This is a genomic window from Curtobacterium sp. PhB128 (genome assembly GCF_004340725.1).
Lineage (GTDB): Bacteria > Actinomycetota > Actinomycetes > Actinomycetales > Microbacteriaceae > Curtobacterium.
The window spans coordinates 175,746-197,940 of sequence record NZ_SLUR01000008.1 but is presented as its reverse complement, the minus strand read 5'-3'; the positions used below and the strand labels follow the sequence as shown (position 1 = coordinate 197,940).

The following is a 22,195-nucleotide window of genomic DNA, read 5'->3' as shown; positions in this document are numbered from 1 at the left end:
CAAACGCCTCGACGCCATGACGCCGAGAGAAGCTCTCGACGAGCTACTCTCGGCGTCACTGACAGGCGGTGTTGCACCGACCACTTGAATCCACCCGCGGAATGTTCGCGGACATCTGTCGCTTTCGCGCCCGAGACGCGCGTGACGGCGGACGGGAGGCCCGTGGCGGGATCGCCACGGGCCTCCCGTCCGGCTCCTGGTCGCGCTGGGCGACGGGGCGCTACGCGCGCGACGGCAGCAGGTGGATGGCCTCCATCGCGAGCTCTGCCGCGATCGGGTCCTTCGCCAGGACGGCAGCCTTGAGGTTCTCGAGTTCGGGCAGGATCACCGCGGCCGGGATGAGCTCGGCGAGTTCGGGGACCCGGAGCTTGAAGGACAGCCCGTCGGTGGTCGACCGGCAGAGCTGCACGAGCGACGGGTTGCCGCAGGCGTCCGCCCACTGCGAGTAGATGTCGGCGCCGTTGCGGGCGACCTGGTCCTGCTCGTCGGCGCCGACCCGCGCGATGACGTCGTCGAGCATCTTCACGATCTTCTTGCGCTGCGGCTCGGTGAAGTTGGGCACCGCGAGGCGCACGACGCCCCCGTAGATGACGCCGAGCGTGCGGTAGGCGTCGAGGAGCTCGTCCTTCGTCGGGGCCGCCACGCGGGTGTAGCGGTTCGGTGCCATCTCGATCAGGCCGGCGCGGGCGAGTTCCGCGAGCGCCTCGCGGATCGGGGTGCGGGAGACGCCGAGCCACGCGATCAGGTCGTCGTCGTTGAGTCGCTCGCCGGGCTCCAGCGTGCCGTCCATGATCGCGTCGCGGATCTTGTCCTGCACGGTGTCACGGAGGAGTTTGCGCTCGGCGGCGGGCTGCGTCGAAGGAACTGGCATGCACCCAGCGTGTCACATGTGATGGTTCGCGCGCGAGAGGCGCGACGGCCACCAGGCGCGCCGACCGAGGTCGTACGCGATCGCCGGCACGAGCAGCGAACGGACGACGATCGTGTCGAGCAGGACGCCGAACGCCACGACGAACGCGATCTGCACGAGGAACAGGATCGGGATGACGCCGAGGGCCGCGAACGTCGCCGCGAGCACCACCCCCGCCGAGGTGATCACCCCGCCGGTGACCCCGAGTCCGCGCAGGACCCCCTCGTGCGGACCGTGCCGCAGCGCCTCTTCCCGCACCCGCGTCATGAGGAAGATGTTGTAGTCCACCCCGAGCGCGACGAGGAACACGAACGAGTACAGCGGCACGCTCGGGTCCGCACCGGGGAAGTGGAACACGTGGTCGAACACGAGCGCTCCGACGCCGAGTGCGGCGGCGAACGACACGATCACGCTGCCGATGAGCACGAGCGGGGCGACGACGCTGCGGAGCAGGAGCATCAGGATGAGCAGGATCACGACCAGCACCACGGGGATGATCAGCGTGCGGTCGCGGATCCCGGTGTCGTTCGTGTCGACGGCCGTCGCGGTGACGCCGCCGACGATCGCGCCGGGATCGACCTGTTCGACGGCGGTGCGGAGGTCGCGGACCGTCTGCTCGGCGGCGTCCGAGTCGGCCGGGTCGGTCAACGTGGCCTCGAGCAGCACGTCGCCGCGCGACACCGTCGGAGTGGCGGCGCCGTTCGAGGGCGAGTCGCCCGTCACGGGCACCGTGCCGGACGGGGCGTCCTTCGCGGCGGCGACGACCCCGTCGACGCCGTCGACCCCCGTGACGGCGTCGACGAGTGCGTCGAGGTCGCGTTCCGACCCGATGACCTGCGCCGGGCTGCCGGAGCCACCGGGGAAGTGGTCGGCCAGGACGTCCTGCCCGTCGCGTGCCTGCGAGGCCCCGATGACCAGGTCGCTCTGCGGGACCCCGTCGGCCTTGAGCCCGACCAGGCCCGTGCCCATCGCGAGCAGCCCGACCGTGCAGACGATCCACACCACCCGGGAACGCTTGGCGACGAGCCGACCGACGCGAGCCCAGATGCCGCGCGCGTCCGGACCGGTGAGCACCGGGTGGGCGCTGCCGTACGCGGGACGGAGCGGCCAGAACGCGGCGCGACGGAACGCGAGCAGCAGGGCGGGCAGCAGCGACAGGGCGGCGAGCAGGCTGAACGCGATGCCGATCGCGGCGACGGGACCGAGCGCCTTGTTCGAGTTGAGGTCGGAGAGCAGCAGGCAGAGCACGCCCACGATGACGGTGCCGCCCGAGGCCAGGATCGGCTCGAGACTCCCCCGCAGGGCCGCCTTCGTCGCACCCCAGCCGGTGCGGTGGTCGCGCAGCGCCTCGCGGAAGCGCGCCGTGTAGAGCAGGGCGTAGTCCGTCGCGGCGCCGATCACCAGGATCGACAGGATCCCCTGCACCTGGCCGTTGACGGTGACGATGTCGGCCTTGGCGAGCCACCACACCACGAGGATCGAGGCGCACAGGGCGAACGTCGCGGTGCCGAGCACGAGGATCGGCAGCAGCGGTGACCGGTAGACGATGATCAGGATCACGAAGACCGCGGCGAGCGCCACCCCGAGCAGCAGGCCGTCGATGCCGGCGAACGCCTCGGTCAGGTCGGCGGTGAACCCGGCCGGTCCGGTGACGTACCCGCTGACGCCGCTCGGCAGGGCGTCGTCGACGTCGGCGCGGATCGCCTCGACCGCGTCACCGGTGTCGGCTGCCGTGGTGAGGGTCGCGACGATCTCGACCGCGTCGCCGTCCTCGCTCGGGATCACCGGGCTGACGGCTTCGACGTCGTCGCGGTCACCGAGCTGGGTCGCGAGGTCCTTCGCCGCGCTCAGGTCGGAGGACGACATGCCGCCGTCGCGCTCGAGCACGATGATCGCGGGTGCGCCCGACTCCTGCCGGAACTCCGACGAGCGCTCCTGCACCTTCGTGGCGTCGGCCGACGCCGGCAGGAACGAGGTCTGGTCGTTCGTCGACACCTCGGAGATCTTGCCGAAGTACGGACCGCCGACGGAGGCGATCGCGAGCCAGACCACGATGACGAGCGCGGGGAGGACGATGCGGAGGAAGCGGGACACGACGGTGAGCGTACACCGATCGTCAGCATGCTGATTACTAGACGGCTGCGACGCCGGTTGCGACGCCGACTGCGACGCCGACCGCGACAGCTGGCGACCGTAGACTGCGCCCATGGACGACACGACCGAGCAGTGGCCCCTCGGCCGGCTGTTGTCGGCCGCGGCACGCTCGGTCGAGCGGGACTGGGATGAACGCCTCCGCGCCATCGGGCTGCCGCACGCAGCCCTCATCGCGGTCGACATCCTGATCCGCACGGGCCCCACCGGTGCCGACACGATCGCCCGCACGGCACGGGTGCAACCGCAGACGATGTCACGGACCCTCGAGCGCATGGAGCGGGACGGCCTGGTCGAGCGCACCCCGCACCCCGACGACCGACGCCGGCGCCTCGTGACCGTGACCGATCACGGACGCCGAGCGTGGGAGACCGCTCGACACATCGAGCGCGAGGTCCTGCCGGACGACCCGGCACTGCGGACGGCACTCACGGAACTGCTCGGGAAGTCACGGCAACCGAACAACTGAAACGCTGTACCTGAAATACCAGATGCGGTACGATGGGTCGGTCGGTGGCACGCCGACGCGAACCCGTTGGAGTCCCGCATGTCCGAACGACGGGCGGCCCGCCTGGCCGCCGACACCGCCACCCGAAGCGGACGCCACCCGCGGCGCCGACGCCCGCTCCTCGTCGCACTGCTCGCGACGGTCGGCTCGCTGGTCGGCATCGCCACCGTGATCGCCGTCGTCGCGAGCATCTTCGTCGGCGGCCTGGCGCGCAGCTTCGACGCCCGCCACGACACGATCGCGAACCCGTTCCCGAGCGGGACCCGACCCGCTGCGTCCGGCGGCGAGAACATCCTGCTCATCGGGTCCGACTCACGAGCTGCACGCGGACCGGACGGCAAGCCATCCGAGGCCGGTGGCCGTTCGGACACCCTGATGCTCGCGCACGTCCCGGCCGACCGGCAGGCCGTGTACCTGATGTCGATCATGCGTGACTCGTGGGTCGACGTGCCGGGTCACGGGAGCGCCAAGATCAACGCCGCGTACGCGTGGGGCGGCGTCCCGCTCACCGTGCAGACCGTCGAGCAGCTGCTCGACGTCCGCATCGACCACGTCGCCGAGATCGACTTCACCGGGTTCAAGGACATGACCGACGCCCTCGGCGGTGTCACGGTCGACTCCGGGCAGGCGTTCGCCGCAGGCAAGCACGAGTTCGTCGCCGGCGCGAACCGGCTCGACGGCGACGCCGCACTCGCGTTCGTGCGCGAGCGGTACTCGTTCGCCGACGCGGACCACACCCGCGTGCTGAACCAGCAGGCGTTCATGCGCGGGGTCGTCGGCGGGCTGCTCTCCCGCGGCACGATCACGAACCCCGGGCGTATCCAGGACTTCGTGACCGCGACGAGCGAGCACCTGGCGGTCGATGCCGGACTGACCTTCCCGACCCTCGTCGGCCTCGGATGGTCGCTGCGCGACGTCCAGACCGACGACCTCAAGACGTTCACGGTGCCGACTGCGGGGTCCGGAACCTCGCCGGACGGGCAGTCCTACGTCACGCTCAACGACCTGGCGGTCGGCTCGCTGTCACAGGCGCTGCGGTCCGACGACGTCGCCGGTTGGCTGGCCGACAACCGGCAGTAGCGCCCGCAGGCTCCCACCACCGGTCACGCACGACGACGCCCCGCGACCGAGGTCGCGGGGCGTCGACGTGTTCGTCCGGTGGAACGATCAGGCGGGGAGCTGCAGCTCCTGGCCCGAGTAGATGAGGTTCGCGTCGTCGATGGTCGACGTGTTCGCGGCCCACAGCTTGTTCCAGCCACCGTCGATCTTGAGCTTGGTGGCGATGGTGTCGAGCGTGTCGCCCGAGGCGATCGTGTACGTCTTGCCGCTCGTCTTCACGGCGGCGGGCTTGCTCGGCGTGGTGGCTGCCGGGGCGGCCTCCTGCGCGGGTGCCGGAGCAGGAGCCGGGGTGCTCGGCGCGGCCTGCTCCGGGGCAGCGGGGGCCGGTGCGGCCTGCTGCGTCGGGGCCGGAGCAGCGGGGGCTGCCGGAGCCGGAGCAGCGGCGGCCGGTGCGGCACCGCTCGTGCCGCTCAGTCCGAGCTGGGCCGAGCAGGCAGGCCAGGCGCCCCAGCCCTGCGTGGCGAGGACACGCTCGGCGACGGCGATCTGGGCCTCGCGGCTCGCGCCGGCGGGGCTGCCGACGCCACCGTTGGCCTGCCAGGTGCCGAGGTTGAACTGCAGGCCGCCGTAGTAGCCGTTGCCGGTGTTGATGGCCCAGTTGCCGCCGGACTCGCACTGCGCGAGGGCGTCCCAGGTCGAGCCGGACGCAGCGTTCGCGGGGGTTGCCGCGAGGCCGACACCGGTCGCGGCGATGCCGGCGAACGCGAGGCCGCCGACGATGGTGCGGGTACGGGAAAGCTTCTTCATGTGATTGCTCCACCGGGGTCACGAGCCGCTTCGAACGCGGAATCCACTGCCCACCCCGACCGATCGCGGTCAGTTGTGGGGTGCGCCACCGGGGGCAGTGGTCATCGGGCCGGCGGCACCTCGGTCGGCAACCATAGGAAACTCTTCACCGTTATCAAACCGAGACAAACGGTTCTACCCGTTGGTGCTATGTACCCCGCACTCGAACCTGTACGCCTCGATGCCCATGGCCATGGTCATCGAGCCGTACCCGGGTACGTCACCTTGGCAGTTCCCTGGCAATGCCGGCCAGGAGGCCCGGATCACGCCCGCGACAGCAGCGTGACGGCCTCGAGATGGCCGGTCTGGGGGAACATGTCGAGCACACGAGCGCGGCGCAGCCGGAACGAGGGCATGCGCGCGAGGTCCTTCGCCAGGGTCACCGGGTTGCAGCTCGAGTAGACGACGTGCTGCACGTCGGACTCCTCGAGCCAGGTCGACAGCGCCTCGCCGATCCCGCGTCGTGGCGGGTTCACCAGGACGAGCTCGGGCACGGTGTCGGGTCGGGCGCGGAGTGCGTGCTCGGTGGCGTCGTCGGCGGCGAACCGGAGCCCCTCGAGCCCGGCCTCGCGCGCGGACTGCTTCGCCGAACGGATCGCCTCGGCACTGGTCTCGATGCCCGTCACCGCTCGGCCCGGTCGCGCAGCGTGCAGGGCGAACCCGCCCACGCCGCAGTACAGGTCCCACATCGACGCCGGGTCGAGCTCGTCGATCCACGCCGAGGCCTGCGCGTACAGCTCGGTGGCGACGGCGGTGTTGGTCTGGAAGAAGCTCTGCGGCCGCAGGTGCATCGTGATCCCGCCGAGGCGCATCGGCAGCGTCTCCTGCTCGGTGAGCACGATCTCCCGGTCGCCCTCGGTCACGGCCTTGTGCTCGGGAAGCAGGTTCGCCGTGACGACCACCACGTTCGGCAGCGCGTCGCGCAGCACATCGAGGTACTGCCGGATCCGAGCCACCTGCCCCTCGGACCGCAGGACGAACCGCACCATCAGTTCGCAGTCGGGCGACTCGGTGACCAGGACGTACTTCAGCTCGCCGCGTCGGGCAGCGACGTCGTACGGGATCAACCCCGCGGTCTGGACGAAGTCGGCGAGCAGGGGCAGCGCGTGTCGGATGCCGGGCGTGCAGATCCCGCAGTGCCGCAGGTCGACGCCGCGCTGCCGGTGGTCGAGGATGCCGACGGTCGGGTGCTCGGTCGAGCCGCCGACCACCATCTTCGCCTTGTTCCGGTACCCGGACTCGGGGCTCGTGATCGCCGGTGACCACGTGACGGCTCCGGGGCCGCCAGCCGCCTCGACGGCGTCGTGCAGGAGTTCGCGGGTGCGGAGCTCCTTGTCGAGGACCTGGTCGGCGTAGGGCTGCCCCATGAGCGTGCAGGACCGGCACACCCCGCGGTCGAAGTAGTCGCACTGCATGGCCGAGTCAGGATACGGCAGCGTCCCGCGTCGTCGTGGTGATCCGGTAGACCGACGTCGTCGCCGTCAGGAACAGCGTCGTGCCGTCGTCGCCGCCGAAGCACAGGTTCGACGTCACCTCGGGGACGGCCACCTCGCCGATCCGCTCGCCGGAGGGGTCGAACACCACGACGCCGCGGTGCGACGACGACCACACGTTGCCGTGCACGTCGACCCGGATGCCGTCCGGTGCGCCCTCGCCCGGCTCGAGTCGTGCGAACACCCGGCCGTTCTTGAGCAGGTCGCCGCCGTCACCGCCGCGGTCGTAGGCGCGGATGACCGGTTCGTCCCCCGACGAGCTCGCGATGTACAGGACCCGCTCGGACGGGTCGAAAGCGAGTCCGTTCGGCTCGTCGACGTCGGTCGCGACGGGGCGCAGGTCCTCACCGGACGGTCCGCAGCGGAACGTCCAGTGGTCGCCGTACTCGCGCACGCCGGGGTGGCCTTCGCGCGGCTGGGTGATGCCGTAGGCCGGGTCGGTGAACCACACGCTGCCGTCCCGCGCGACGACGACGTCGTTCGGCGAGTTGAACCGCACGCCGGCCCAGGCGTCGACGATCGGCGTGACGACGCCGTCGCGGTCGCGCTCCACCCGCCGGAGTCCGTGCGAGCACTGGACGACACTGCCGTCGCGGTCGAGCGTCCGGCCGTTGGTGAACTCGACGCCCTCGGCGTACGTCGAGGTCTCGCCGGAGTCGGCGTGCCACTGCAGGACCCGGTCGCCGGGGATGTCCGACCAGCGCAGGGTGCGGGACGCCGGGATCCAGGAGGGTCCTTCGGCCCACGTGCTGCCGGTGGCGATGCGCTCGAGCGCGTCAGGGTCCGGTACGAGGTCGTCGAGCAGCACGGGTTCTCCTTCGAACGGTGTCCCCACCCTACGTTCGTCAGGCCGCAGCCGCCGCCTCGCTGCGTCGTCGCACGGCCTTCTCGATCGCCGAGATCGCGAGGCCGAGCAGGATCGACGCCACGACCGCGAGGGTCGTGACGAGGAAGGGCTGCTCGCGGCTCCAGCGCCCGGTGGCCGCCGCGATGCCGACGCAGTACGCGGCCCACACGACGTCGGCGAGCACGCAGCTCACCAGGAACCGCCGAACGTCGAGCCCGCTGTCCGCGCCGACCAGGTTCGTCGTCAGCCGGCCCATCGGGATGAAGCGTCCGAGGACCGCGATGCGCCCGGGAGCGGCACGGTAGCGGCCGTCGATGGCGTCCCGGGCCTTGCGGACCTTCGGACGCGCGAACCACGACCTCGAGCCGAGGTCGACCGAGCGCGCCAGGTGGTACAGCCCGAGGTCGCCGAGGACCATGCCGATCGAGGCCGCGACGACGAGGACGAGGACCGGCAGGAGGCCGCCGTCACCGCCCACCAGGAGCGTGCCGACCGCGACGACGAGCGCCTGGCTGGGGAGGAAGACCGCGACACTGCCGACGGCGAGCACGAGGCCGACCACGACGAACGTCCACGGGGTGCCGATGAGCTGGACGACCAGGTCCTGTGCTGCGTCCACGCTCACCCTCCACGGGCGCCGGAGGAGCGCACCGGACTCCATCTTCCCAGGTCGGCGGGGCACCGCTCACGTGCGCTCGACGATCGCCCGCATCGCCGCGGCCGCGTCGTCCGGGTGGCCGTCGACGACGGCACCGGCGAGCGCGAGGTGGAGGCCGACGTCGTGCCGGTCCGGGCGGATGCTCCCGCGTTCGCGCAGTACCTGGCCCACGACGCGGTGCAGGCGTCGGTACAGCGTGTTGTCGGACAGGTCGAGCACGAGCGCGTGGAGCCGCACGTCCGCGGCCACGAAGTCGAGGCGGTCGTCGCGGGCCGCTGCGGCGGCGAGCTCGTCCGCGGTGGTGCGGAGCGCCTCCCGTCGGTCCGCGCACTCGTCGAGGGGCGCCCGCCGGGCTGCTGCGGCGGCTGCGGCGGGTTCGACCGCCGCGCGGAGTTCGCGGAGCTCGACCGCCACGCGGTCACCGTCCGGGCCCCGGAGACGCCACCGCACGACCCGCGGATCCAGGACGTCCCACTCCAGCACGCCGAGGACGGTCACGCCGACCCGGCGCCGCGCGGTGACCAGGCCGAGGGCGACGAGGACGCGGACGGCCTCGCGGACGATGCTGCGACTGGCCCCGGTCGACGCCACCAGGTCGTCGATGCTCCGGCGGCTGCCCACGGCGATGGCGCCGGAGACGACGTCGGCACCGATCTGGTCGAGGACGCGGTCGAACGTGCTGGTCACCGCTGGGACACCGGGCTGACCACGAGTTCGTCGACGCGCATGTACGACGGCGCCTCGAGCACGAACGACACCGCGCGGGCGATGTCCTCCGGCTGCAGCATCGCCGATCGTGCGGCGGCGTCGGGCACCGACGGCCGCTGGTCGAGGAAGTCGGTCGCGACGTCACCGGGGCACAGGTGCGTCGCCCGGACCCCGTGGTCTGCCTCCTGCTGGTTGAGGCTCCGGACGACCGAACCGAGCGCGGTCTTCGAGGCGGAGTACGCGACGCCGGCGCCGGGCTGGAAGGACCACCCGGCGTAGGACGACACCACGACGACCACGCCGCCGGACTCGCGGAGCGCAGGCAGTGCGGCGTCGACGACCGCGACCACCGCGGTGAGGTTCGTGTCCACGATCGCGCGGAAGTCCGGCAACGACTGGTCGTCCCACCGGCGCCGCGGCGCGTTCAGCCCGGCGGCGAGCACGACCGCGTCGAGTCGTCCGAACCGCTCGAGCACGGTGTCCCGCGCAGACGCGACGGCAGCGGGATCGGCAGCGTCGAGGGGCAGGACCGCCGCCGTGCCGCCGGAGGCCGTGATCGTCGCCGCGACCTGCTCGAGCCGGTCCACGCGCCGCCCGCTCAGGACCACCGTCCACCCGTCGCGCGCAGCGGCCTCGGCACTCGCGGCGCCCATGCCGCTGCCGCCGCCGGTGACCCAGAGCACCCGTTGCTTCGCCATGCTGCAATAGTATGCCTATTGCAGTGACCAACGACAGGAGCAACGATGCACCTCGACCTGACCGACCGTGTGGTGGTCGTGACCGGCGCAGCACGCGGGATCGGACGCACGCTCGCCGACCGCTTCGTCGCCGAGGGGTGTCGCGTCGTCGCCCTCGACCTGGCCTTCGAGCCCGACTTCCCGCTCGACCACGTCGTGTGCAACGTCGCCGACCCCGAGTCGGTCCGGGCCGCCGTCGACGAGGTCGTCACCCGGCACGGCACGATCGACGTGCTCGTGAACAACGCCGGCATCAACGTCGAGGGCACCGTCGCCGAGCTGCAGTGGGATGCCTGGCGCCGGTGCATGGACGTCAACCTCGGCGGCACCTTCCTGATGAGCCAGGCCGTCGCGCCGGTGATGCAGGCCGCGGGACGGGGGCGGATCATCAACGCCGCCTCGTTCGCCGCGATCGTCCCGAGTGTCGGCAGCGCTGCCTACGCGGCGTCCAAGGCCGCGGTCGTCTCGTTCACCCGGGTGCTGGCGTCGGAGCTCGGCCCGTGGGGCATCACCGTCAACGCGTACGCGCCGGGCATGGTCCCGACGGCGATGAACGGGTTCGCGACCATGCCGGCCGAGGCCCAGGACCGCCTGCTCGACACCCTGTCGCTGCGCCGGTGGGAGACCGCGGACGACGTCGCCGACCTGCTCGTCTTCATGGCGAGCGACGCCTCGGGCTACGTCACCGGCACCCTGCTCGACGTCTCCGGCGGCAAGCTCGCGACACAGATCCCGGCACGCGCGCACGGCCGCTGAGGGTTCAGCGCAGCATCCGCTCCAGGAGTGCGCGCAGCTGCCGCCGGTCCCGCTCCGGCAACCGGGCGGTGAGCGGCAGCAGTGCATCGCGGATCGCGCCCTCGAGCGAGCGCGCCACCTCGAGACCGGCGTCGGTGATCACGACGTCCACCGCGCGGGCGTCGTCCGCGTTCGGCTGCCGCGCGAGCAACCCCTTCTTCTCCGCGCGCGCCACCAACCCGGTCATCGTCGACTTCTCGAGCCCCAGGTACTGCGCCAGGTCACCGATCCGCAGACGACGGTCACGCAGGATCGCGAGGACCCGCAGCTGCGTCAGCGACAGCCCGGCATCGGCCGCGAGCCCGGTCAGCGGCCCCATCGTCCGGAACGCGGCCTCGCCCAGGGCATCGACGAGCTGCTCGTCCTCGGTCATCTCCTGCACCACTCCAGCCTAGTTGACGAACTTCGTGATGCGAACTACTTTGTTCGTAACACGAAGCAAATGGAGGACACCATGCACGCAGCAGTCGTCACCGAGTTCGGCCACGCCCCGACCTGGCACGAGTTCGACGAACCGACTCCCGGACCCGGCGAGGTCGTCGTCGACGTCGTCGCGGCCGGTCTCCACCCGCGGGTCCGCTCGCAGGCCGACGGTTCGCACTACACCAGCGAGGGCGCGCTCCCCCTGGTCCCCGGCGTCGACGGCGTCGCCCGGTTCCCCGACGGCACGCTCCGCTACGTGGCCGTCGCGAGCGACACCCGCGGCACCATGGCCGAGCGCGTCGCGGTCGACCCGCGGGCGAGCGTCGTCCTGCCCGACGGTGCCGACCCGGTCACCGTGGCCGCCGGCGTGAACCCGGTGCTGTCGTCGTGGGTGGCCCTGCGCCGGCGGATCGACTTCGCCCCGGGCAGCCGCGTCCTCGTGCTCGGCGCTACCGGGGCCTCGGGCACCGCGGCGGTGCAGGTGGCGAAGCACCTCGGTGCCGCACACGTCGTCGCGAGCGGGCGCAACCCGGAGCGGTTGGCGGCGCTCACCGCCCTCGGCGCCGACGTCGTGCTGCCGTTGGCCGACGTCGACGCCCTCGGCGCAGCGGCAGCCGACGTCGACGTGGTCATCGACTACGTCTGGGGCCAGCCCGCGGCCGACGTGATGCGCGCCGTCGTCACCGCCCGCACCGAACCGGGTCGCCGACTCGACTGGATCGCGATCGGTTCCACCGCGGGCCACGAGGCGACGATCCCGTCCGCGGCACTGCGCGCCTCGGGCCTGACGATCGTCGGCAGCGGGCAGGGGTCGGTCGGGCGTGCCGGTTTCGTCGCCGAGCTCCCGGGCATCGTCGGTGCGATCGCGGACGGCACCGTCCGGGTGGACGCGACGGCCGTGCGGTTGGCGGACGTCGAGGCGACGTGGGCCGGACAGCCCGCCGGGAGCACGGGCAGAGTGGTGTTCACAGTGTGAACCGAGCGCGAGCAGGCTGTCCGGTCGCACAGGTTCTCCACATCCCACTCTTCGTAGGCTGTGAGGGCCCAGTGAGCCGGACTGCAGCCCGACCCCGAGGAGGTGCCCGATGGTCCTCGTCCTCGTCGCGTTCGCGATCGTCGCCCTGATCGTCCCCGCCCTGACCCCCGTCCTCGGCCGCCGCGTGTTCTCCGTGGCCGCCCTCGCGCCCGCAGCCGCCGCCGTGCTGACGGTGCTGCAGACGGACGCGGCCCTCCACGGCAGCGTCGTCGAACGGCACCGGTGGGTCCCGCAGCTCGACCTCGAGATCACGCTGCGGATGGACGCCCTGTCGTGGGTGCTCGCGCTCGTGGTGTCGATCGTCGGGGCCCTCGTGCTCGTCTACTGCGCCTCGTACTTCGGGCGCGACGAACCGGGGATCGGCCGGTTCGCGGGCGTGCTGACCGCCTTCGCCGGGTCGATGTTCGGGCTCGTCCTCGCCGACGACGTCATCGTGCTCTTCGTCCTGTGGGAAGCCACCACGGTCTTCTCCTACCTGCTCATCGGACACGACGCCGACAAGCGTGCGAGCCGTGCGGCCGCGATGCAGGCCCTCGTCGTCACCACCGCCGGCGGTCTGGCGATGCTTGCCGGTCTGGTCATGCTGTCGGTCACGGCGGGCACGACCTCGCTCTCCGGCATCATCGCCGCCCCGCCGACCGGACCGATCGTCACCGTCTCGGTGGTCCTCGTCCTGCTCGGCGCGCTGACGAAGTCGGCGATCGTGCCGTTCCACTTCTGGTTGCCCGCGGCCATGGCAGCTCCGACCCCGGTCAGCGCGTACCTGCACGCCGCAGCGATGGTGAAGGCCGGCATCTACCTCGTGGCCCGGCTCGCTCCGGCGTTCGCACTGCTCGACGGCTGGCGCGAGACGATCACCGTGCTCGGTGTCCTCGGCATGCTCATCGGTGGCTACCGAGCGCTCCGCCAGACCGACCTCAAGCTCCTGCTCGCCTACGGCACCGTCGCGCAGCTCGGGTTCCTCGTGCTCGCCGCCGGGTGGGGCGCGCCCGCGGTGGCGCTCGGCGGGGTCGCCCTGCTCGTGGCGCACGCCGCGTTCAAGTCCACACTCTTCCTCGTCGTCGGGGCGATCGACCACACCACCGGCACCCGCGACCTCGGGCGCCTGAGCGGCCTGGGCCGGAAGGCACCGTGGCTGGCCGTCGTGGCCGCCCTCGCGCTCGTGTCCATGGCCGGCATCCCGCCGACGATCGGCTTCGTCGCCAAGGAAGCCGTGCTGACCGGGTTCACCGAGTCGCTGCACGGCCCCGACGCCGGTTGGGCCTGGTTCGCCCTCGTCGGTGTGACGCTCGGCTCGGTGCTCACCGTGGCGTACTCGCTCCGCTTCTTCTGGGGAGCGTTCGCCCGCAAGCCCGACGTCGCCCAGACGGAACCGCACGCCCTGCACGGCCTGGGTGTGGTGCCGTCGATCCTGGCGCTGACCGGTCTCGCCCTCGGCCTGCTGACCCCGGTCGTCGCGCACGGCATCGAGCCCGCCGCGACGGCGGCCTCGCTCCCCGGCGAGGAAGTCCCCCACCTCGCGCTCTGGCACGGCCTCGAACCGGCGCTCGGCATCTCGGCCGTCACCCTGGTCGGCGGTCTCGCACTGTTCGCCCTCCGACGTCCGGTCGAGGCGCTGCAGCACCAGCTCGCCGGGTTCCCGAGTGCCTCGGGCACCTACCGGCACCTCATGCGCGGCCTCGACCGGTTCGCGACGGGCCTGACCGCCGGTGTGCAGCGGGGTTCGCTCCCCTACTACCTGACGGTGATCCTGTCGGTGTTCGTGGCGGGTGCGCTCGCGAACCTCGTGCTCGGCGGGCCGTGGGAGTTCCACGTCCGGTTCTCGGACTCGTGGGGGCAGATCCCGGTCGTCATCGTGATGTCCGTCGGCGCCATCGCCGTCCTCACCGCGAAGACCCGGTTCGCCGCCGCCGTCCTGGTGGGCGTGACCGGCTACGGCATGTCCGTCCTGTTCGTCCTGCACGGTGCGGTCGACCTCGCCCTCACGCAGCTCGTGGTCGAGACCGTCACCCTCATCGCGTTCGTCCTGGTGCTCAGGCGCCTTCCCCCGCGCATCGCGACGACGAACCCGAGCCGGTTCCGCATCGTGCGCGCGCTCTTCGCGGGGCTCGCCGGCCTCACGCTGGCGATCGTCGTCATCGTCGCCGCCTCGGCGCGCACCGCCGACCCGATCTGGCCGGACCTGCCGGCGCTCACGAGCTCGTTCGGGCACGGCCTCAACGTCGTGAACGTCGCCCTCGTCGACCTGCGCGGCTGGGACACCCTCGGTGAGCTCACCGTCGTCGTCGCCGCGGCAACGGGCGTCGCGAGCCTCATCTTCGTGAACTCCCGCGAGGACACGCTGCCCCGGCTCCGTGACCTGCCGGAGAAGCTGACGGCCGACGGTCAGCGCACCGACGGCGAGCCGCGCGCCTGGCTGCCGACGAGCGCCGCCATCCCGACCGGCCGCTCGGCACTCCTCGACGTCGTGGTCCGACTGCTGTTCCACGGGCTCATCGTCCTGTCGGTCTACCTGCTGTTCGCCGGGCACAACGCGGCCGGCGGCGGCTTCGCCGGTGGCCTCGTCGCCGGCATCGCGCTGGCGGCCCGCTACCTGGCGGGCGGCCCGGCCGAACTCGGCGCCGCCGCCCCGGTCCGTGCCGGTCGACTGCTCGGACTCGGTGTCGCGACGGCAGCGATCACCGCGATCGTGCCGCTGTTCTTCGGCCGCGAAGCGCTGTACTCCGAGTTCTTCGAGGCGACCGTCCCGATCCTCGGCCACGTCGAGTTCGTCACCGCGACGTTCTTCGACATCGGCGTGTACCTGGTCGTCGTCGGCCTGGTGCTCGACGTGCTCCGCAGCCTCGGCGCCGAGGTGGACCGGCAGCGCCTCGAGGATGCCGGGGCGCCCACCCGCGACACCACCGAGGGGTCCGTCCGCGACACCCTCGAGGCCCCCACCCCGGAAGGGAGCGCCACATGACCGTCACCCTCGTCCTCGTGATCGCGATGGCCGTGCTGTTCTCCTGCGGCGTCTACCTGCTGCTCGAACGGTCCCTGACCCGGATGCTGCTCGGCTTCCTGCTGCTCGGCAACGCCCTGAACCTGCTCCTGCTGGTGATGTCCGGTGCCGCCGGCAACCCGCCGATCGGCAAGTCCGCCGAGGGCATCACCGACCCGCTCCCCCAGGCCTTCGCCCTGACCGCGATCGTCATCACCTTCGCCGTCAGCGCGTTCCTGCTCGCCCTCATCCACCGCTCGTGGCAGCTGTCCCGTGCCGACGAGGTCGAGGTCGACGAAGCGGACGTCGCCATCGGCCGCACGCGCGACGACCCCGACGACGACCCGGAAGCCGACTTCGACCCGAAGTCCCCCGAGGACGCCGACGATCCGCACGAACACCAACCGCACCAGGACGGAGTGAACCGATGACCTGGCTCGTCCCGCTCCTCGTCCTCGTCCCGCTGCTCGGCGCCGCCGTCGCACTCGGCCTCCTGCGGCACCAGAAGCTGCAGCGAGCGATCACCGTCGTGGTGCTCGTCGTCGCACTCGCCGTGGCCGCGACCCTCATGGTGCTCGTCGACCACCACGGCACCATCGTCGTGCAGGTCGGCGGGTGGGACGCCCCGTACGGCATCTCGCTGGTGGTCGACCGCCTCAGCGCCCTGCTCCTCACGGTGAGCGCCAGCGTGCTGCTCATCGTCCTGCTGTTCTCGATCGGCCAGGGGCTCGCAGCCGACGACGGTGAAGCCCCGGTCACGATCTTCTACCCGACCTACCTCGTGCTGGCCGCGGGCGTGCTCGACTCGTTCATCGCCGGCGACCTGTTCAACCTGTACGTGGCGTTCGAGATGCTGCTCGTGGCGAGCTACGTGCTCATCACCCTGGGCGGCAGCGAGCAGCGGGTCAGGGCCGGCACCACGTACATCGTCACGAGCCTGATCGCGTCGGCGATCTTCCTCGCCGCGATCGGCCTGGTGTACGGCGCGACCGGCACGGTCAACATCGCCCAGATCAGCGAGCGCGTCGCCGATCTGCCCGAGCACGTGCAGCTGCTCCTGCACACGATGCTGCTCATCGGCTTCGGCATCAAGGCGGCGGTCTTCCCGCTGGCGTTCTGGCTGCCGGACTCGTACCCGACCGCCCCGGCCCCGGTCACGGCCGTCTTCGCCGGCCTGCTGACGAAGGTCGGCATCTACGCGATCATCCGCCTCGAGACGGTGATCTTCCCCGGGCCGCAGTTGAACAACGTGCTGCTCGTGGTGGCGGTGTTGACGATGGTCGTCGGGGTGCTCGGTGCGGTGTCCCAGACCGACGTCAAGCGCCTGCTGTCCTTCACGCTCATCAGCCACATCGGCTTCATGGTGATGGGTGTCGGGCTCGGGACGGTCGCTGGGACGGCGGCTGCGGTCTTCTACACGGTGCACCACATCGTCGTGCAGACCACGTTGTTCCTGGTGTCCGGCCTGATGGAACGCGTCGGGGGGACCACGTCGACCCGGTCGCTCGGCGGGTTGTTGAAGGCCGCGCCGCTGCTGGCCGCGCTGTACCTGATCCCGGCGTTCAACCTGGGCGGCATCCCGCCGTTCTCCGGCTTCATCGGCAAGCTCGGGCTGTTCCGCGCCGCCGCCGAGGACGGCTCCCCGCTGGCGTACGTCACGATCGCCGCCGGCGTGGTCACGTCCCTCCTGACGCTGTACGCGCTGATGCGCGTGTGGGACGCCGCCTTCTGGCGGCCGAAGCCCGCGGCCGAGGCCGCGGCGCCGCACGCGACGACCGCCGAACCGCACGCAGCCCTGCGGTCGCCGGAACCCGCCCCCTTGACCGTCTCCGAGGAGACGGGTGAGGCCTTCCACCCAGGAGGCTCGGTGACGGTCACCGACGCACCCCACGCGAGCAGTGCCTCCCGTCCGACCACCGGGTCGACCGAGACGGTCGGCGAAGCGCCGACCAAGGTCCGGCTGCCGCGCATGCTCGTCGGTGTGACGACGGTCGCGGTCCTCGGATCCGTCGCCCTCACCGTGGTCGCGGGCCCGCTCTACGGGTACGCGAGCCGCGCAGCGGAGTCGCTCGAATCGCCGGACCGGTACGTGCAGGCCGTCCTCGGGGGTGACCGGTGAACACCGACACCCGACACGTCGCGAACGCCCGCCGCATCGCGGTGGCATGGCGGTACGACGTCCCGCTCGTCGCCGGACTGACCGTCCTGTGGGCCCTGCTCTGGGGCTCGTGGACGCCACTGACCCTGCTCTGCGGCATCGTGGTGGCGCTCCTGGTCACCCAGGCGCTGCCGCTCCCGCCGGTCCCGCTGTCGGCCCGGTTCTCGATCGTGCACGCCGTCCGGTTCCTCGTGGTGTGGTCCGGACTCGTCATCACGGCATCGTTCCGGGTCGCCTGGGTCGCGTTCCGCCCGCGGGGCGTCCGCCGCAGCTCCATCACGCTCGTGCAGCTGCACTCCACCGCCGAGATGACCTTCACGCTGGCGACCCTCGCGATCTCGCTGGTGCCCGGCTCGTACGTCGCCGACGTCGACCTCCGCCGCCGGCGCCTGCTGCTGCACGTGCTCGACACCGAGCGGGTCGAGCAGGTCGAGGCCGCCCGTCGTGAGGCCCTCGGCATCGAGGCCATGGTCATCCGTGCCCTCGGTTCGAAGCAGGACGTCTCCGAACTCTCCGAACCGCTGCCGGAGGTCACCCGATGAGCGCCGCCGTCGTCGTCATGGGGATCGGCATCGCCCTGGTCCTGGCCCTGCTCGGTGCCACCCTCGCGCTCGCGGTGTTCCGGATCGTGCGCGGCCCGACGATCCTCGACCGGATGATCGGATCGGACATGGTCCTGACGACCGTGCTCGTGGTGATCGCGGCGTCGATGGTGGTCCGGCGCGACCTGACCGGGATCCCCGTGCTCGTGGTGATCGCGGCGACGAGCGTGTTCGCCACCGTCGCCGTGGCCCGAGCGGTCACGCCGTCGTCGGACCCGTCGGACGAAGGCCTGAGCGTCACCACCCCCGAGCACGCCGCCGAAGAAGAGGAGCAGTCGTGACCGAGATGATCCAGGCGTTCCTCGACGGCGCCGGCGTGCGGGCGTGGATCGCGCTCGCCCTGCTGCTCATCGGCTCGCTGCTGTCCCTCGGCGCCGGGGTCGGCATCGTGCGCTTCCCGGACCCGCTCGTCCGCCTGCACGCCATGGCGAAGCCGCAGGTGCTCGGGCTGGCGTTCGGGCTGGCCGCGATCGTCGTCGCGGTGGGGACCTGGACGGCGTTCTGGGTCGTCCTGCCCATCATGGTGTTCCAGCTGTTCCTGGTGCCCGTCTCGACGCACATGATCGCCCGCGCCGGGCTGCGTGCCGACGACTACCGGCACGAGGACCTGTTGGTCGACGACACCGAGTCCTGATCGTCAGGCGGCGGTACGGCGCCGCAGCAGCAGGTTGACGACGGCCGCGAGCACGACGACCGCTGCCGAGGCCGCGGGGAGCACCATCGCGACGGACGTGCCGTGCTGCTCGGCCAGGTCGCCGGTGATGGCGGAGGCGATCGACTGCCCGACGATCACGGCGGATCCGAGGATCGTCATCGTGGTCGCGGACCGGCCGACCGGTGAACGGTCCGACCCGAGGCTGTACTGGGCGACGAGGGTCGGGCCGATGCCGACGCCCATGATCGCCAGGACGATGCCGACCGCCACGACGGAGTCGGCCTGCGAGAACGCGATCGCGCCGCCGAGCAGGAAGACACCGAACACGAGCCAGCGCCAGCCGAGGCCGAACGACCGCGGGAACGCTGCGGACCCGAGGGCGAGTCCGGCCGAACCGATGCCCATCAGGCCGTAGAGCAGGCCAGCCTGGGACGCCTCGCCGTGGGTCTCCATGAACGCCGTCAGCGACGTCAGCGTCGAGCCGAAGAACAGGCCGATGCCGAGGATCCCGACGACCACGACGACGAGCCGCGGACGCAGGAGCTGGCGCGCCGGGGCCTGGGTCAGTTCCTCGTGCTGCCCGAGCACGAGCTTGCCGGTGGGGTGCAGCGCGAAGGCGGTCACGAACACGAAGGTCAGGGCCGAGGCGCCCGCCACGGCGACCCACGGGGCGATCGCGCTGGCGAGGATGCCGACCAGGAACGGGCCGATGATGAAGACGGTCTCGTCGGCGGCGGACTCGTACGCCATCGTGCCGCTGAGGGTCTTCTCGCGGCGGGCCGGTCTCATGCGCTGCGCGATGATGGCGACGAGCCGAGTCCGGGACATCGGCGCGACCTGGGGCGCGGACGCCCCGATGCAGAACGCCATCGCGAGCACGGCGAGGTCCGGCGCGCTGCCGCTGACGACGAAGGGGAACGCGCCGAGCAGTGCCGCGTTGACGAGGCCGACGGGGACGAGCACGGCACGCTGGCCGAACCGGTCCGCGGCGGCGCCGACCATCGGTCCGAACACCGCCGCACCGATGCCGACCGAGGCGGAGTTGACGCCGCCGAGGGCGACGGAGTCACGCGCGGCCACGACGAGGGTGAGGACCCCGACGACCATCATGGCGAACGGCAGGCGGGCGATGAACGCCACCGGGAAGTACCAGCGTCCGGCGAGGGAGACGAGCGAGGCGTCTCCGGCGGTCGCGGTGTCCGTGCGCTCCGGGGCGGGCGCGGACGGGGTGGGACTGGTGTGGAGCATGGGGGTGTGCCTTCTCGGCCCGGCCCGGTTCGGTGGGGGCGGACCCATCGGGTGCCGCCGTTGTCCGCCGGGGAGCCGGCGGCCGGTAGATACACACTGCGTGTTTCAGAACTGCGCCCATCGTACCAACCGTTCCGGTCGGGGCCAGGGGTAATGCTTCGTCACCGGACCGTCCTGCGGCCCGCTCGGCCCATATCGTGGCGCGCATGGAACAGCGACGCATGGGGCGCACGGGGGCGCCCGTCAGCTCGCTGACGCTGGGGACGCGTGCCGTCGCCGGCGTCGCGGCCCACGACCCGTCGGCCGGTGTGACCCTCGTGCTCGAGGCGCTCACCCGCGGTGTGACGTCGGTCGACGTCTCGGACGCCGACGGCGCTGGCCTGGCCGAGACCGCTGTGGGCGCGGCGATCGCCGGACGGCGCGAGGACGTGTTCCTGTCGGTGCGGTTCGGCGCCCCGGTCGACCAGGACCCGGCGCACCGGGGCAACGGGCGGCGGTGGATGTTCCGTGCCGTGGAGCGGAGCCTGCAGCGACTCGGCACCGACGTCATCGACCTGTACCAGCCGGCGCTGCCGGACCCGGCGACGTCGCTCGACGAGACGCTCGACGCCCTCGCCGACCTGGTGGCACAGGGCAAGATCCGCGCGTTCGGCCTCCCCGGGTTCCCGGCCGAGGAGCTCGTCGAGGCGCAGTGGCTGCGGTCCGGGTCGAAGAGCGCCACCGCGACGCACGTGCCCTACTCGATCCTCACCCGCACGGCGGAGCGCACGGTGTTCCCGGTCGCCCGCCGCTTCGGTCTCGGGGTCCTGGCCGGAGCACCCCTCGCGGGCGGCTGGCTCGCGGGCACCTACCGCAACGGCACCGTCCAACCACGCTCACCGCACGTCGACGAGCACCCGGACGCGTACGACATCGGCGCCCCGCGGAACCGTCGGAAGCTCGAGGTCGCCGACCGGCTCGGACGCCTGGCCGACGACTCCGGCTTCACGGTGTCGGAGCTCGCGGTCGCCTTCGCCCTGACCCACCCGGACGTGTCCTCGGTGGTGATCGGGCCGCGCACCGTCTCGCACGTCGACGCCTACGTGCAGGCGTCCGAGATCGTCCTCGACGACGGGCTGCTCGACGCGATCGACGCGATCGTCGCGCCGGGCACCCACGTGCTCGAACGGGACACCGGATTCGCGCTGCCGGCGCTCAGCCGCGAGCGACTCCGCGGTCGCACCCCGGTGGGCGCCCGACCGAACCGCTCGTAGGTCCGCGGTCAGGAGACCTCGCCGGCACGCGCTCCCGCCCACAGGTCGACGTCGGTGATGCCGACGGAGTGCTCGTCGATGGTGCGGAGCTCCTCGTCGGTGAACGACGTGTTCGCCAGCGCCGCGACGTTGTCCTCGAGCTGCGACACCTTCGACGCCCCGATCACGAGCGAGGTCACCCGCTCGTCACGGAGCGCCCAGGCCAGGGCGAGCTGCGCCAGGGACTGTCCACGAGCCGCGGCGACGTCGTTCAGTGCCCGGAGGTGCCCGACGACCTCCGGGGTGATGCTCGACGCGTCGAGCGACTTGCCGGCGGCGGCTCGGGAATCAGACGGCACCCCGTCCAGGTACTTGCCGGTGAGCAGGCCCTGGGCGAGCGCGGTGAACCCGATCACGCCGAAGCCCAGCTCGCCGGCGGCGTCGAGCAGCCCCTCGGTCTCGATCCAGCGGTTGAGCATCGAGTACGACGGCTGGTGGATGAGGAGCGGGGTACCGAGGTCGCGCAGGATCGCGGCGGCCTGGCGGCTGCGTTCCGCGTCGTACGACGAGATGCCGACGTACAGCGCCTTGCCCTGCTGGACCGCCGTGTGCAGCGCACCCATCGTCTCCTCGAGCGGGGTCGAGGCGTCGAGGCGGTGCGAGTAGAAGACGTCGACGTAGTCCAGGCCGGTCCGCTGCAGGGACTGGTCGAGCGAGGCGAGCACGTACTTCCGCGAACCGCCGCCCTGGCCGTACGGCCCCGGCCACATGTCCCACCCGGCCTTCGTCGACACGACCATCTCGTCGCGGTACGGCCGGAAGTCCTCACGCATCAGGCGCCCGAAGTTCACCTCGGCGGCTCCGTACGGCGGGCCGTAGTTGTTCGCGAGGTCGTGGTGCGTGATGCCGAGGTCGAAGGCCCGACGGCTGATCGCGCGCTGCGTCTCGAACGGCACGTCGTCACCGAAGTTGTGCCAGTACCCCAGGGAGAGCAGCGGCAGGTCGAGCCCGGAGCGGCCGGTGCGGCGGTACGTCATCGAGTCGTAGCGGTCGTCGCTGGCGATGTAGGTCATGGTCCGAGCCTGCCACCAGCGCCATCGGACGGGCGCAACCAGCACCATCGGACGAGCGCGACGAGCGCGATCGGGT

The 22,195-nt window shown here is 71.8% G+C and carries 22 protein-coding genes; 11 read left to right on the top strand and 11 right to left on the bottom strand.

The genetic code is table 11. The features are described 5' to 3' along the window. Window positions 1-220: 220 nt before the first annotated feature. On the bottom strand, window positions 221-871 hold the full coding sequence (locus tag EDF23_RS14860; RefSeq protein ID WP_111085873.1) for a GntR family transcriptional regulator: 651 nt from the start codon (window positions 869-871) through the stop codon (window positions 221-223). Window positions 872-883: 12 nt separating this feature from the next. Beyond that, window positions 884-3,004, bottom strand: coding sequence for an efflux RND transporter permease subunit (locus tag EDF23_RS14855; protein WP_131922079.1), 2,121 nt, complete (start codon window positions 3,002-3,004; stop codon window positions 884-886). Window positions 3,005-3,116: 112 nt separating this feature from the next. On the opposite strand from EDF23_RS14855, the gene EDF23_RS14850 reads away from it, so the two are divergent. After that, entirely contained in the window at window positions 3,117-3,530 is a 414-nt protein-coding gene (locus EDF23_RS14850; RefSeq protein WP_131844840.1) for a MarR family transcriptional regulator, read from the top strand. Window positions 3,531-3,608: 78 nt separating this feature from the next. Next, window positions 3,609-4,649, top strand: a complete 1,041-nt coding sequence (locus EDF23_RS14845) for an LCP family protein (protein WP_131922078.1) — start codon at window positions 3,609-3,611, stop codon at window positions 4,647-4,649. Window positions 4,650-4,736: 87 nt separating this feature from the next. Here EDF23_RS14845 and EDF23_RS19755 read toward each other — a convergent pair whose 3' ends face one another. The 6 genes from EDF23_RS19755 to EDF23_RS14815 all read right to left on the bottom strand — a co-directional run bounded on the left by EDF23_RS19755 (window position 4,737) and on the right by EDF23_RS14815 (window position 9,878). Continuing rightward, window positions 4,737-5,435 carry a transglycosylase family protein gene (locus EDF23_RS19755; protein ID WP_123294616.1) on the bottom strand — a complete coding sequence of 233 codons (699 nt, stop codon included), beginning with the start codon at window positions 5,433-5,435 and terminating at the stop codon, window positions 4,737-4,739. A gap of 302 nt (window positions 5,436-5,737) precedes the next feature. After that, window positions 5,738-6,889 (bottom strand): 23S rRNA (uracil(747)-C(5))-methyltransferase RlmC, encoded by a 1,152-nt coding sequence (gene rlmC / locus EDF23_RS14835; protein WP_131922077.1) that lies wholly within the window; start codon window positions 6,887-6,889, stop codon window positions 5,738-5,740. Window positions 6,890-6,896: 7 nt separating this feature from the next. Beyond that, on the bottom strand, window positions 6,897-7,775 hold the full coding sequence (locus tag EDF23_RS14830) for an SMP-30/gluconolactonase/LRE family protein (protein WP_243648938.1): 879 nt from the start codon (window positions 7,773-7,775) through the stop codon (window positions 6,897-6,899). 37 nt (window positions 7,776-7,812) lie between these two features. Further along, window positions 7,813-8,433 (bottom strand): VTT domain-containing protein, encoded by a 621-nt coding sequence (locus EDF23_RS14825; protein WP_165901140.1) that lies wholly within the window; start codon window positions 8,431-8,433, stop codon window positions 7,813-7,815. A gap of 66 nt (window positions 8,434-8,499) precedes the next feature. Beyond that, on the bottom strand, window positions 8,500-9,159 hold the full coding sequence (locus EDF23_RS14820; RefSeq protein ID WP_131881069.1) for an FCD domain-containing protein: 660 nt from the start codon (window positions 9,157-9,159) through the stop codon (window positions 8,500-8,502). After that, window positions 9,156-9,878, bottom strand: coding sequence for an SDR family NAD(P)-dependent oxidoreductase (locus EDF23_RS14815; RefSeq protein WP_131881067.1), 723 nt, complete (start codon window positions 9,876-9,878; stop codon window positions 9,156-9,158). Before EDF23_RS14815 ends, EDF23_RS14820 begins: the two co-directional genes overlap by 4 nt. A 45-nt stretch (window positions 9,879-9,923) precedes the next feature. Between EDF23_RS14815 and EDF23_RS14810 the strand changes: the two genes are divergently transcribed. Continuing rightward, on the top strand, window positions 9,924-10,673 hold the full coding sequence (locus tag EDF23_RS14810) for an SDR family NAD(P)-dependent oxidoreductase (RefSeq protein ID WP_131922074.1): 750 nt from the start codon (window positions 9,924-9,926) through the stop codon (window positions 10,671-10,673). Between the two features lie 4 nt (window positions 10,674-10,677). Here EDF23_RS14810 and EDF23_RS14805 read toward each other — a convergent pair whose 3' ends face one another. Further along, on the bottom strand, window positions 10,678-11,085 hold the full coding sequence (locus EDF23_RS14805) for a MarR family transcriptional regulator (protein WP_111085883.1): 408 nt from the start codon (window positions 11,083-11,085) through the stop codon (window positions 10,678-10,680). Between the two features lie 81 nt (window positions 11,086-11,166). Here EDF23_RS14805 and EDF23_RS14800 point away from each other — a divergent pair, with 81 nt between their 5' ends. The 7 genes from EDF23_RS14800 (at window position 11,167) to EDF23_RS14770 (ending at window position 18,545) form a co-directional block, all read left to right on the top strand. Further along, on the top strand, window positions 11,167-12,111 hold the full coding sequence (locus EDF23_RS14800) for a zinc-binding alcohol dehydrogenase family protein (protein WP_131922073.1): 945 nt from the start codon (window positions 11,167-11,169) through the stop codon (window positions 12,109-12,111). Window positions 12,112-12,220: 109 nt separating this feature from the next. Next, the gene (locus EDF23_RS14795; protein WP_131922072.1) at window positions 12,221-15,133 is read left to right on the top strand and encodes a Na+/H+ antiporter subunit A; all 2,913 of its coding nucleotides are present in this window, start codon (window positions 12,221-12,223) and stop codon (window positions 15,131-15,133) included. Then, a complete protein-coding gene (locus EDF23_RS14790; protein ID WP_243648937.1) occupies window positions 15,130-15,582 on the top strand; it encodes a Na(+)/H(+) antiporter subunit C in 453 nt (150 codons plus the stop codon). The genes EDF23_RS14795 and EDF23_RS14790 overlap by 4 nt, the downstream gene beginning before the upstream one ends. Next, on the top strand, window positions 15,579-17,270 hold the full coding sequence (locus tag EDF23_RS14785) for a Na+/H+ antiporter subunit D (RefSeq protein ID WP_123339137.1): 1,692 nt from the start codon (window positions 15,579-15,581) through the stop codon (window positions 17,268-17,270). The genes EDF23_RS14790 and EDF23_RS14785 overlap by 4 nt, the downstream gene beginning before the upstream one ends. Beyond that, window positions 17,267-17,851 carry a Na+/H+ antiporter subunit E gene (locus EDF23_RS14780; RefSeq protein ID WP_123294606.1) on the top strand — a complete coding sequence of 195 codons (585 nt, stop codon included), beginning with the start codon at window positions 17,267-17,269 and terminating at the stop codon, window positions 17,849-17,851. The genes EDF23_RS14785 and EDF23_RS14780 overlap by 4 nt, the downstream gene beginning before the upstream one ends. Next, a complete protein-coding gene (locus EDF23_RS14775; protein WP_131844853.1) occupies window positions 17,848-18,192 on the top strand; it encodes a sodium:proton antiporter in 345 nt (114 codons plus the stop codon). Before EDF23_RS14780 ends, EDF23_RS14775 begins: the two co-directional genes overlap by 4 nt. A 5-nt stretch (window positions 18,193-18,197) precedes the next feature. After that, entirely contained in the window at window positions 18,198-18,545 is a 348-nt protein-coding gene (locus tag EDF23_RS14770) for a monovalent cation/H(+) antiporter subunit G (protein ID WP_243648940.1), read from the top strand. Between the two features lie 3 nt (window positions 18,546-18,548). On the opposite strand, the gene EDF23_RS14765 is transcribed toward EDF23_RS14770, so the two are convergent. After that, complete coding sequence (locus tag EDF23_RS14765) at window positions 18,549-19,814, bottom strand: MFS transporter (protein WP_131922071.1); 1,266 nt, start codon at window positions 19,812-19,814, stop codon at window positions 18,549-18,551. 206 nt (window positions 19,815-20,020) lie between these two features. On the opposite strand from EDF23_RS14765, the gene EDF23_RS14760 reads away from it, so the two are divergent. Then, window positions 20,021-21,067, top strand: coding sequence for an aldo/keto reductase (locus EDF23_RS14760; RefSeq protein WP_131922070.1), 1,047 nt, complete (start codon window positions 20,021-20,023; stop codon window positions 21,065-21,067). 8 nt (window positions 21,068-21,075) lie between these two features. Here EDF23_RS14760 and mgrA read toward each other — a convergent pair whose 3' ends face one another. Continuing rightward, on the bottom strand, window positions 21,076-22,119 hold the full coding sequence (gene mgrA, locus EDF23_RS14755; RefSeq protein ID WP_123294639.1) for an L-glyceraldehyde 3-phosphate reductase: 1,044 nt from the start codon (window positions 22,117-22,119) through the stop codon (window positions 21,076-21,078). Window positions 22,120-22,195: the final 76 nt, after the last annotated feature.

What these genes read in the sequence shown, in the direction of transcription:
- EDF23_RS14860 (WP_111085873.1), bottom strand. Translation starts at nt 871, where the DNA reads ATGCCAGTTCCTTCGACGCAGCCCGCCGCCGAGCGCAAACTCCTCCGT.
- EDF23_RS14850 (WP_131844840.1), top strand. Translation starts at nt 3,117, where the DNA reads ATGGACGACACGACCGAGCAGTGGCCCCTCGGCCGGCTGTTGTCGGCC.
- EDF23_RS14845 (WP_131922078.1), top strand. Translation starts at nt 3,609, where the DNA reads ATGTCCGAACGACGGGCGGCCCGCCTGGCCGCCGACACCGCCACCCGA.
- EDF23_RS19755 (WP_123294616.1), bottom strand. Translation starts at nt 5,435, where the DNA reads ATGAAGAAGCTTTCCCGTACCCGCACCATCGTCGGCGGCCTCGCGTTC.
- rlmC (WP_131922077.1), bottom strand. Translation starts at nt 6,889, where the DNA reads ATGCAGTGCGACTACTTCGACCGCGGGGTGTGCCGGTCCTGCACGCTC.
- EDF23_RS14815 (WP_131881067.1), bottom strand. Translation starts at nt 9,878, where the DNA reads ATGGCGAAGCAACGGGTGCTCTGGGTCACCGGCGGCGGCAGCGGCATG.
- EDF23_RS14810 (WP_131922074.1), top strand. Translation starts at nt 9,924, where the DNA reads ATGCACCTCGACCTGACCGACCGTGTGGTGGTCGTGACCGGCGCAGCA.
- EDF23_RS14805 (WP_111085883.1), bottom strand. Translation starts at nt 11,085, where the DNA reads ATGACCGAGGACGAGCAGCTCGTCGATGCCCTGGGCGAGGCCGCGTTC.
- EDF23_RS14800 (WP_131922073.1), top strand. Translation starts at nt 11,167, where the DNA reads ATGCACGCAGCAGTCGTCACCGAGTTCGGCCACGCCCCGACCTGGCAC.
- EDF23_RS14795 (WP_131922072.1), top strand. Translation starts at nt 12,221, where the DNA reads ATGGTCCTCGTCCTCGTCGCGTTCGCGATCGTCGCCCTGATCGTCCCC.
- EDF23_RS14790 (WP_243648937.1), top strand. Translation starts at nt 15,130, where the DNA reads ATGACCGTCACCCTCGTCCTCGTGATCGCGATGGCCGTGCTGTTCTCC.
- EDF23_RS14785 (WP_123339137.1), top strand. Translation starts at nt 15,579, where the DNA reads ATGACCTGGCTCGTCCCGCTCCTCGTCCTCGTCCCGCTGCTCGGCGCC.
- EDF23_RS14775 (WP_131844853.1), top strand. Translation starts at nt 17,848, where the DNA reads ATGAGCGCCGCCGTCGTCGTCATGGGGATCGGCATCGCCCTGGTCCTG.
- EDF23_RS14770 (WP_243648940.1), top strand. Translation starts at nt 18,198, where the DNA reads ATGATCCAGGCGTTCCTCGACGGCGCCGGCGTGCGGGCGTGGATCGCG.
- EDF23_RS14765 (WP_131922071.1), bottom strand. Translation starts at nt 19,814, where the DNA reads ATGCTCCACACCAGTCCCACCCCGTCCGCGCCCGCCCCGGAGCGCACG.
- EDF23_RS14760 (WP_131922070.1), top strand. Translation starts at nt 20,021, where the DNA reads ATGGAACAGCGACGCATGGGGCGCACGGGGGCGCCCGTCAGCTCGCTG.
- mgrA (WP_123294639.1), bottom strand. Translation starts at nt 22,119, where the DNA reads ATGACCTACATCGCCAGCGACGACCGCTACGACTCGATGACGTACCGC.